The following is a 9,131-nucleotide window of genomic DNA, read 5'->3' as shown; positions in this document are numbered from 1 at the left end:
CCATTGGATCCGGGCCCTGAGTCTTCAGTAGCGGGGACAGGATTTGAACCTGCGACCTCTGGGTTATGAGCCCAGCGAGCTACCGAGCTGCTCCACCCCGCGTCGGTAAACCCAACGTTACGTGAAGGCCCCCGGCAGATGCAAATCGGTTAACCGGCCAGACCCCGGTGCAGGAGAGCCGTCAGCGTCTCCACCACCTCGTCGTCATCGAGCCCGGCCCCGCCGGTCAGGGCGGCGTACCCCAGCATCGAGATCATCGCCCCCATCGCGGCGGCGACGAGCTCGGGATCCCCGGGCAGCTCACGGCCCTGTTCGCGCATGTACGCGAGGTGCTCGCGCAGCGGCGCGGTGTCCCCGACGAGACGCCCCCAGGCCTGCCCCGAGCCGGGCGGTTCGGCCATGGACTTCTGGAAGAGGGCGACGACGACGGGCAGATGGTCCCGGAAGGCGTCCCAGGCGACCGCCACATGCGTCCGCAGCTGCGCCCGGTCGGAAAGGTCGTGCTCGCGGGGGTGATCGTGGGCGCCGACCTCCGCGTCCACCTGGGCCCCCATGTCCGCGAGCAGCGCGTCCAGCAGCTCGTCCTTGCCCGCGAAGTGCTCGTAGAAGGACCCGGTGGACCGGCCGGCGGCCTTGGTGATGTCGGTGATCTTCGTCTGGGCGTAGCCGCGCTCCAGGAAGAGCGCCCGCGCAGCCTCCTTGAGCGCCGCCTCCGTGCCGGCCGCCCGCTCCTTGCGCACTCCCACCGCGATCCCCGCTCCCACTTGACTCCGCCTTTTCGGCCTCATCATACTGAACCGAGTTTCACCGAATCAAAGTTCAGTGAATACTGATTCAGCGAAAGGGGTCGGGCATGCGTGTGTCAGTCATCGGGGGCGGAGTCGCCGGAGCGGCGAGCGCGATCGCCCTGCGCCGGGCGACCGGCGCGGAGGTCACGGTCCACGAGGCGTACGAGGATCCGGCCGGGCAGGTGGGCTCGCACCTCAGCCTCGCCGTCAACGGGCTGCGGGGGCTGGAGACCCTGGGCTGCCTCCCGCAGGTACAGGCCGCCGGGTTCCCGGTCGCCCTGCAGCGGATGTGGTCCTCCTCGGGCAAGCTCCTCGGGGAGGTGCCGCGCGGCCGGCTCGCCTCGGACGACCTGCACAGCACGACGCTGCTGCGCGGGCGGCTGGTGGAAGTACTGCGCGCGGAGGCGGCTTCGGCCGGGGCCCGGATCGAGACGGGGCGGCGGGTGGACCCGGCGGACCTGGACGCGGACCTGGTGGTGGCGGCCGACGGCATCTGGTCCGCCACCCGCTCGGCGCTGGACCCGGCGGCGCCACAGGTGCAGTACGCCGGGCTCTACTGCGTGTCGGGGGTCTCCGAAGGCGTGCACCTCCATCCGGGCACCTACCACTTCGTCTTCGGCCGACGAGGTACGTTCCTCTGCGTCCCGGCGGCGGACGGCACGGTCTGGTGGGCGGCCCAGGTGCCCGCCCCGGAGCCCCCGGACCCGGCGGAGGTCACCCGGGCCCTGCTGGCGGAGCTGTACGGCAAGGAGGAGCTGCCGCTGTCCCTGATCCGGGCGGCCACCCGCGTCGACCGCTCGATGCCGATGCACCGGCTGGCGGACGTACCCGTCTGGCACGACGGGCGCACCGTCCTGATCGGCGACGCGGCCCATCCGGTCGGGGCCGGGCAGGGCGCGTCGATGGCGATCGAGGACGCGGTGGCCCTGGCCAGGTGCGTGGCATCGGTTCCGGGCGTGGACCGGGCCCTGGCCGAGTACACCCGGCTGCGCCGCCCGCGGGTGGACCGGATGAACCGGTCCGCGGCGACGAACCGCGCCGCGAAGACCCCGGGCACGGTGCGGCGCCGGGTCAACGACCTGCTGCTGCCGATCGCCTTCCGGCACGCCTACGCCCGCTCCACCTCCTGGCTCTACCGCTAGGGAGTGTCCGCAAAGTAGCGCCGGCGCCCGGAGGGCGCGGCCCGCGGCGTCCGGCGCGGTGCATCGCAAGGCGGACAAGCGCAGCTCGTACCTGTTCGTACTCGCGCACTTCGACAACGCGGCGAGGCACCGTGCCGGGCGCCGTGCCGGGCGTCGCGGGCCAGGCGGGACTTTCGCCCACCCCCCAGGGGGTGGGCGCCCCGCCGGGGCTCAGGCCGAGAGTTCCTCGGCCAGGGCCTCGCGGAGCCGGGCGGCGCGTTCCGAGACCTCGGCCGGGCCCAGTTCCATGGCTCGGACGCACCACTTCTGGCCCTCCGCGAGGTCCCCGTGGCGGGCCGCCAGCAGGCCGAGGCGCAGGGCGGCGCGGCCGTGGCCCGCCACCGCCGCACGGGTCCACCACAGGGCGGCCTCCGGCTCGTTCCCCTCGCGGGCCAGCAGCAGCCCGAGGTTGAAGGCCCCGTTGCGGGAGCCGGCCTCGGCCGCCTCCCGGTACCAGCGCGCGGCGACCGCCAGGTCACCGCGGGCGGCGGCCAGCATGCCGACCCGCACCTGGGCCCGGCGGTGCCCCAGCTCGGCGGCCCGCTCGTACCACTCCTCGCTCTCGGTGCGCGGGGCGCCGCCCACCGGCTCGCCCAGGGCCACCGGCTCCGGCGGCGGGGCCAGCGACTCCAGCAGCGCGGCCAGGCGGAAGGCCGCCTCCGCGCTGCCGCCGCCCGCCGCGCAGCGCAGGTGCCGCTCGGCGGCGCGGTCCTCCCCGTCCCGCACCAGCGCGATGCCGACCTGCAGCGCCGCGTCGGTGTGGCCCGCCGATGCGGCGCGCTCGTACCACTTCAGCGCCGTGCGGTCCTCGTCCCGGCTGGCGAACAGGATCCCGAGGTTGAAGGCGGCGTCGACGCTGCCCGCCTCGGCCGCCTTGGAGAACCACGGCTCGGCGCCCGCCGCGTCCCCGACCTGGAGCAGCATGATGGCCAGCGCGTTGGCCGCCTCGCGGTGCCCGGCGTAGGCGGCGCGCCGGTACCACTGCTCGGCCTGCGCGGTCCGGTCCTGTGCGACGCACAGCAGAGCAAGGTTGTACGCCCCGTTTTGATCGCCCGCGTCCATGGCGGTCCGGTACCAACGCTCCGCGGTCTGGGTCTCGCCGCGCGCGGCGTGCAGCGCGCCCAGCGCGTTGGCGGCGTTGCCGTCACCGTCCTGGGCAGCCCGGTGCCACCACACGGCCGCACTCTCCTCGTCGCCCGCGTCGCGCAGCAGGAAGCCGAGCGCGCACGCCGCCCGCGCCTCCCCCTGCTTGGCGGAGGTCAGGTACCAGCGCCCGGCCTCCTTGAGCTCGCCGCGCGCCTCCAGCAGGGCGCCCAGGTGCAGCGCGGCGCGCCGGTGCCCGCGCGCCGCGGCCTGCCGGTACCACTGCTCGGCCTCGGCGGGGTCGCCCTTGCGCAGGTGCCTCGCGAGCCGGTACGCGGCTTCGCGGTGCCCCTGTTCGGCGGCGGCGCGGAACCAGCGCTCGACGCCCTTGTCCCCGCGGTGCTCCAGCAGGTCGGCCAGTCCGTACGCACCCAGCGCGTGGCCGGACTCCGCGGCCTGCCGCATCCAGTACTCGGCGGCGGGCTCGTCCCCGCGCTCGCGGAAGTAGCGTCCCAGCGCGTGGGCGGCGGGGGCGGAACCGGCGACGGCGGCGACGCGCCACCAGCCGGCTGCCTCCTCGGGGTAGCCCCGCTGGTGCAGCAGCACACCGAGGTTGTTCGCGGCGGCGCGGTCCCCCTCGCCGGTGGCTCCCCGCAGGTACGGCTCGGCGCCGTCGAGGTCGCCGCGGCGCAGCAGCAGCGCACCGAGCACGCTCATGGCGCCCGGGTCGCCCTTGTCGGCGGCCACCCGGTGCCGGGCTTCCAGCTCGGCGTCGCTCGCCGCGTCGGTCTCGGCGAACATGTCCTCCGCGCTGTGCTTGTCCAAGAAGTCCGCATCGGTCAGCGCGGTCTGCGCGTCGACGACCGGAGCCGCCCCCTCGGCCTCTGCGCCCGTCACGGACTCCGCCCTCACAAACCGCCCTGTCTCCAGCAGAGTTGACCTGTCCCCCATAAATCCCATCGTCGCATCACCTGCTACCCGCGTACACCTGGTATGTCGCAGCCAGTGAGGTCACTACAGCGTTTTGTCGACATGCCCACAGTGGGGTAAGTCAAACACGCTCCACCGCCAACTCACCCTCCCTGGCTACCGCGTGTCCGCCCCGGGCACGACGAAGGCCCGGATCCCATGGATCCGGGCCTTCGTCTTCAGTAGCGGGGACAGGATTTGAACCTGCGACCTCTGGGTTATGAGCCCAGCGAGCTACCGAGCTGCTCCACCCCGCGTCGGTGAAACCACAGTATCACGACGCGGGGTGGAACCATTACCCAGCGATCACCGGCCCGTTGATCACTGGCCCGCCGGCTTGGGCGCCGTCAGCTTCGCCTCCGCCTCGATCGCACGCTTCAGCGCTTCCTTGATCTCTTCCTGGGCCTTGCCGAAGGCCGCCCAGTCGCCGGCCTGCCGGGCCTTCTCGGCATCCTCGACGGCACGCTGCGCGTCGGCGAGCGCCGCCTTGACCGTCGGGTCCGTGATGGTCGGCGGCGTGACGGTGCCGTCACCCGGAGGCTGGACCGGGGGCACCGGCGTGGTGGGGGCCTCGGCCCCGAAGACCACGTTCAGCGCCTTCTCCAGCGTGTCCTCGAAGGCGGTCTGGCCGCCGTAGGTCACGAGCACCTTGCGCAGCAGCGGGTACTTCAGGCCGGAGCTGCGGACGTAGACCGGCTCCACGTAGAGCATTCCGCCGTCGAGCGGCACCGCGAGCAGGTTGCCGTACTCGATCTCCGAGTCACCACCGCGCAGCAGGCGGATGGACTCGGCGATCTTCGGCTCGGACTGGAACTTGCTCTGCACCTGGCCGGGGCCGTCCGGCGGCTTGCTGGTCGGCATCTTCAGAATGCGGATCTTGCCGTAGTCCGGGGTGCCCGGATCGGCGTTGACCGCCATGAAGGCACTCAGGTTGGGCCGCTCGTTCGGCGTGAACGTCGTGGTGAGCGAGAAGACCTGGTCCTTCTCCTTCTGGCCCGGCATCTTCATCGACAGGTAGTACGGCGGAACGGCCGTACCGGCCTTGGTCGTCGGGTCGTCCGGGACGGCCCAGGCCTCACTGCCGCTGAGGAAGGTCTGCGGGTCGGTGACGTGGTACCGCGTGAGCAGCTCGCGCTGGACCTTGAAGAGGTCCTGCGGGTAGCGCAGGTGGTCCATGAGCGGCTTCGCGATGTCGCCCTTGGGCTTCACCGTGCCCGGGAACGCCTTCATCCAGGTCTTCAGGACCGGGTCCTTGGTGTCCCACTGGTACAGGTCGACCGAGCCGTCGTACGCGTCGACGGTGGCCTTGACCGAGTTGCGGATGTAGTTGACCTGGTTCTCCTGGGCCACCACCGCGCGCTGGCTGTTGGTCAGCGAGTCCGCGGTGCTCTGGCCCAGCGTGGTGCGCGAGGCGTACGGGTAGCCGTTGGTGGTCGTGTACGCGTCGACGATCCACTTGATCCGGCCGTCGATCACCGCCGGGTAGGGCGCGCCGTCGATGGTCAGCCACGGGGCGACGGCCTCGACGCGCTGCTTGGGCGTGCGGTTGTAGAGGATCCGCGAGCCGTCGCCGATGGCGCCCGAGTACAGGATCTGCGGCTCGTTGAAGGTGAGCGCGTAGGCGGCCCGGTTGACCGGGTTGTCGAGATTGACCCCGGAGTCGCCCTGGTAGCTCGTCTCCTTCTCGCCCTTGTCGTCCGAGTAGTCGAGCTCCTTCTGCGGTCCGCCGACGATCGAGTACTGCTTCGTCTGCTCGCCGTAGTAGATGCGCTGCTCGAAGTCCGTGCCGAACATCCCCTTGGAGGGCAGGTCGGACTGGGTGAAGTCGGGGGCTCCCTGGTCACCGACCGTGGTGCCCTTGGCGGCGACCACGCCGTAACCGTGCGTGTACTTGAAGTGGTCGTTGATCCAGTTGTTCTTCGGGATGCCGCCGATGTTCAGCTCGCGCAGGCCGATGACCGTGTCCTGGCCGCTGTACCGGTCCACGGCGAGCGTGGACGGGAAGGCGTAGTAGCCCTTGACCTGCTGGAGCTGCTGGAAGGCCGGCGAGACGATGTTCGGGTCGAGGAGCCGGATGCTGGCCGTGCTGTCGGCCTGCGGGCGGAGCTTGCCGCGGTCCTGCGTCTGCGGGGAGCCCGGGTAGTCCGTGACCTCGGAGGCGGCGATGCCGTAGGCGTCGCGCGTCGCCTTGATGTTCTTCTGGACGTACGGGGATTCCTTGGCCTGCTCGTTCGGCTGGACCTGGAACTTCTGCACGATCGCCGGGTAGAGCCCGCCGATCAGGATCGCCGAGAGCACCATCAGGCCGAAGCCGATGACCGGCAGCTGCCAGGTGCGGCGCCACAGCGTCGCGAAGAACAGCACGGCGCAGATCGCAGCGATGGCGACGAGGATCGTCTTCGCCGGGAGATAGGCGTTCGCGTCGACGTAGCGCAGGCCCGTCCAGTTGTCGGCGGCCTTGAAGTCGCTGGACTTCACGGCGAGGCCGTAACGGTCGAGCCAGTAGGCGACCGCCTTGAGCGTGACGAAGAGGCCGAGCAGCACCGACAGGTGGCCGGTCGCGGCGGCGGTGGCGCGGGCGCCCGGGCTGGTCACGCGCAGTCCGCCGTACAGGTAGTGCACGACGGCCGCGGCGATCACCGACAGCACGACCGCGGCGAAGCCGAAGCCGAGCAGGAAGCGGTACCAGGGCAGGTCGAAGGTGTAGAAGGACACGTCCATGTGGAACTGCGGGTCCTTCGTACCGAAGGTCACCCCGTTCACGTACATGAGCCAGGTCTTCCACTGACCGGCCGCCGAGGCGCCCGCGATCAGGCCGACGAGGACGGCGATCCCCAGCAGCAGCCACTTCTTGTACGGGGCGATGCTCATCCGGTAGCGGTCGAGGCTCTGCTGTTCCATCGACATCGCGCTGAGCGGCGGCCGCAGCCGGTGGGCCAGCCAGATGTTCAGCCCGACCGCACCGGCCATCAGCAGACCGAACACGGCGAAGAGGCCGATCTTGGTCCACAGGGTGGTGGTGAAGACGGTCGAGTACTTCACGGAGCGGAACCAGAGCCAGTCAGTCCAGAAGCCCGCGAACATGATGAAGAGCATGGCCAGGACGGCCAGCACGCCCAAGGTCATGAGGAGAGTTCTCGCCCGCCGGGAGGGGCGGCCGACTCTCATCCGTGGCCCGGAAGGGCCTCCGCCGCGGTCCGGCATCTGGAAAGCCAAGGTGCGCACCTCGAAAGCTGAGTCTGGTAATGAACGGGCCCCCGATCGTAGAGCCCACTCATGCAACTTACTGAGGCTTCGGTCAGTTCCCGGTATCGGGTGGAAAGGAGGCAGGATGTTGCCCATGTCCAACCTTTCGCCTTCCCCCGGCACCCCCATGGCGGCCAGTCCGCTGACCCGCGCCTGCCTCGAGATCGACGAGTACGCGGCCGGTCTCGGCTGGGACAAGCCCGCGCGGCTCTTCGCGCTCGTCGACACCGCCCGGCTCAAGAAGCAGGAGCCGCGGCTCGCGAGCCAGCTCGGTCTCGACCAGGACGACGCCGGCAAGTCCTCCCTCACCCCGATCGAGCAGGACGAGGTCCCGGCCGGGACCCCGCTCGACAAGTTCCTGGGCACCATCGCCTGGCCCGACGCCGTCGTCGGCTGTGCGCTCACGGTGGAGCGGCTGATGCTGCCGCCGTCGGCGGAGGCCTCCGTACCGGAGGGCCTGAACGACAAGCAGCTGTCGAAGTGGGTCGCCGGTCACCCGGAGCGGCAGGAGGTCCGCCTCACGGTGGCCGTGCTGCGCGACGGCTCGCGCGAGTCGGCCGTACGGCTGCGCGAGAAGGACTCCTCGACGGAGGTCCTCACCGGTGCGGGCCTGGTGCCCGGCCTGGCCGAGGCCCTGGCGGCGACCTTCTCGTAGGTCCGGCCCGGCGCGGGTCCGGCCGTCAGGGGGGCGGAGCGGTCAGGGCTTGGCGCTGCACTGCGGCAGCCCGGCCGTGTCCCCCTTGCTGATCTTCTCCAGCGCCTTCGTGGCGTCGCCGATGGTGGCGACCTTCACCAGGGTCAGCCCGTCGGGCACGTTCGAGGCCGCGGAGGCACAGTTCTCGACGGGCGTCAGGAAGTACTCGGCGCCGGCCTGGCGGGCGCCGATGGTCTTCATCTGGATGCCGCCGATGGGTCCGACCTTGCCCGCGTCGTCGATGGTGCCGGTGCCCGCGACGAACTTCCCGCCGGTCAGGTCCTCCGGGGTGAGCTTGTCGACGATGCCGAGGGCGAACATCAGACCGGCGCTCGGGCCGCCGACGTCGGCGAGCTTGATGTCGATCGTGAACGGGAAGGCGTGGTCGGAGCCGGCCCGGATGCCGACGATGGCGTGACCGTCGCCCTCCGCCTTCCCCGCGGTGATCGTCACCTTCGAGGAGCCGGGCGCCTCGTTGTTGGCCTTCGCCGCCTCGGCCGCCTCCTTGGCGGGCACGATGGTGAATTCCACCGGCTCGCCCGGCTTGTGCTTGGTGACGAGCTTGGCCACGTCCTCGGGCGCGGTGACGGCGGTGCCGTCCACGGCCTTGATCACGTCCCCGGCGTGCAGCCGGCCCTCGGCGGGGCTGGCCTTGACGACGGAGGAGACGATCACCCGGGCGGTGACCGGGATGCCGAGCTGCTTCAGGGCCGCCACCTTGGCGCTCTGCTGCGACTGGCTGAACTCCTCGGCGTTCTCCTGGGTGGACTCGGCGTCCGTCTTGCCGTTCGGGTAGAGGTTCTCGTGCGGGACGACGATGTTGTCGCCGGCCAGCCACCCGTACACCGCTTCCACCAGGCTCATGTCGTAGTCCGCGCCGGTGACGCGGACCGTCGTCATGTTGAGGTGGCCGCTGGTCGGGTACGTCTTGCGTCCCGAGATGTTGAGGACGGGCGCGCCGTGCGAGTCACCGAGCGTGTTCACGGTCGGGCCGGGGCTCATCTCGGAGTACGGGACCTTGATGAACAACCCTGCGCAGAGCAGCGCGAACAGCACCAGGGTGGAGGCGAGCATCGTCGCGGTGCGGCGTGGCATGGATCCGACAGTACGGGACGGCCATGGCGGGCGGCCCTCGGGGCCGGTCCGTACGGGGGCCGTACGCGAAACTCT

At 71.1% G+C, this 9,131-nt stretch carries 6 protein-coding genes and 2 tRNA genes; 2 read left to right on the top strand and 6 right to left on the bottom strand.

Annotated features, from left to right (window positions below; genetic code table 11):
- Positions 1 to 28 precede the first annotated feature (28 nt).
- Together ACWGE1_RS15000 and ACWGE1_RS14995 are read right to left on the bottom strand one after the other, a co-directional pair.
- A tRNA-Met gene (locus tag ACWGE1_RS15000) sits at positions 29 to 102 on the bottom strand.
- Between the two features lie 47 nt (positions 103 to 149).
- Positions 150 to 764 carry a TetR/AcrR family transcriptional regulator gene (locus ACWGE1_RS14995; protein ID WP_453420919.1) on the bottom strand — a complete coding sequence of 205 codons (615 nt, stop codon included), beginning with the start codon at positions 762 to 764 and terminating at the stop codon, positions 150 to 152.
- 89 nt (positions 765 to 853) lie between these two features.
- Here ACWGE1_RS14995 and ACWGE1_RS14990 point away from each other — a divergent pair, with 89 nt between their 5' ends.
- Positions 854 to 1,930, top strand: coding sequence for an FAD-dependent oxidoreductase (locus tag ACWGE1_RS14990; protein ID WP_453420918.1), 1,077 nt, complete (start codon positions 854 to 856; stop codon positions 1,928 to 1,930).
- A gap of 210 nt (positions 1,931 to 2,140) precedes the next feature.
- Here ACWGE1_RS14990 and ACWGE1_RS14985 read toward each other — a convergent pair whose 3' ends face one another.
- From ACWGE1_RS14985 to ACWGE1_RS14975, 3 genes are all read right to left on the bottom strand, one after another.
- A complete protein-coding gene (locus tag ACWGE1_RS14985) occupies positions 2,141 to 4,003 on the bottom strand; it encodes a tetratricopeptide repeat protein (protein WP_453420917.1) in 1,863 nt (620 codons plus the stop codon).
- Positions 4,004 to 4,204: 201 nt separating this feature from the next.
- Positions 4,205 to 4,278, bottom strand: a tRNA-Met gene (locus ACWGE1_RS14980).
- A gap of 64 nt (positions 4,279 to 4,342) precedes the next feature.
- Positions 4,343 to 7,225, bottom strand: a complete 2,883-nt coding sequence (locus ACWGE1_RS14975) for a UPF0182 family membrane protein (RefSeq protein ID WP_453420922.1) — start codon at positions 7,223 to 7,225, stop codon at positions 4,343 to 4,345.
- 127 nt (positions 7,226 to 7,352) lie between these two features.
- Between ACWGE1_RS14975 and ACWGE1_RS14970 the strand changes: the two genes are divergently transcribed.
- Positions 7,353 to 7,922: a PPA1309 family protein gene (locus ACWGE1_RS14970; protein WP_453420916.1), complete on the top strand. Its 570-nt coding sequence runs from the start codon at positions 7,353 to 7,355 to the stop codon at positions 7,920 to 7,922.
- A gap of 42 nt (positions 7,923 to 7,964) precedes the next feature.
- Here ACWGE1_RS14970 and ACWGE1_RS14965 read toward each other — a convergent pair whose 3' ends face one another.
- On the bottom strand, positions 7,965 to 9,056 hold the full coding sequence (locus tag ACWGE1_RS14965) for a YlbL family protein (RefSeq protein WP_453420915.1): 1,092 nt from the start codon (positions 9,054 to 9,056) through the stop codon (positions 7,965 to 7,967).
- Positions 9,057 to 9,131: the final 75 nt, after the last annotated feature.

This window comes from Streptomyces sp. NPDC054932 (assembly GCF_053610205.1).
Note: the sequence above shows the minus strand (reverse complement) of the source record. Positions and strands in the feature narration are given on the sequence as shown.

Coding starts and splice junctions, on each gene's coding strand:
- ACWGE1_RS14990 (WP_453420918.1), top strand. CDS start 854: ATGCGTGTGTCAGTCATCGGGGGCGGAGTCGCCGGAGCGGCGAGCGCG.
- ACWGE1_RS14985 (WP_453420917.1), bottom strand. CDS start 4,003: ATGGGGGACAGGTCAACTCTGCTGGAGACAGGGCGGTTTGTGAGGGCG.
- ACWGE1_RS14975 (WP_453420922.1), bottom strand. CDS start 7,225: ATGCCGGACCGCGGCGGAGGCCCTTCCGGGCCACGGATGAGAGTCGGC.
- ACWGE1_RS14970 (WP_453420916.1), top strand. CDS start 7,353: ATGTTGCCCATGTCCAACCTTTCGCCTTCCCCCGGCACCCCCATGGCG.
- ACWGE1_RS14965 (WP_453420915.1), bottom strand. CDS start 9,056: ATGCCACGCCGCACCGCGACGATGCTCGCCTCCACCCTGGTGCTGTTC.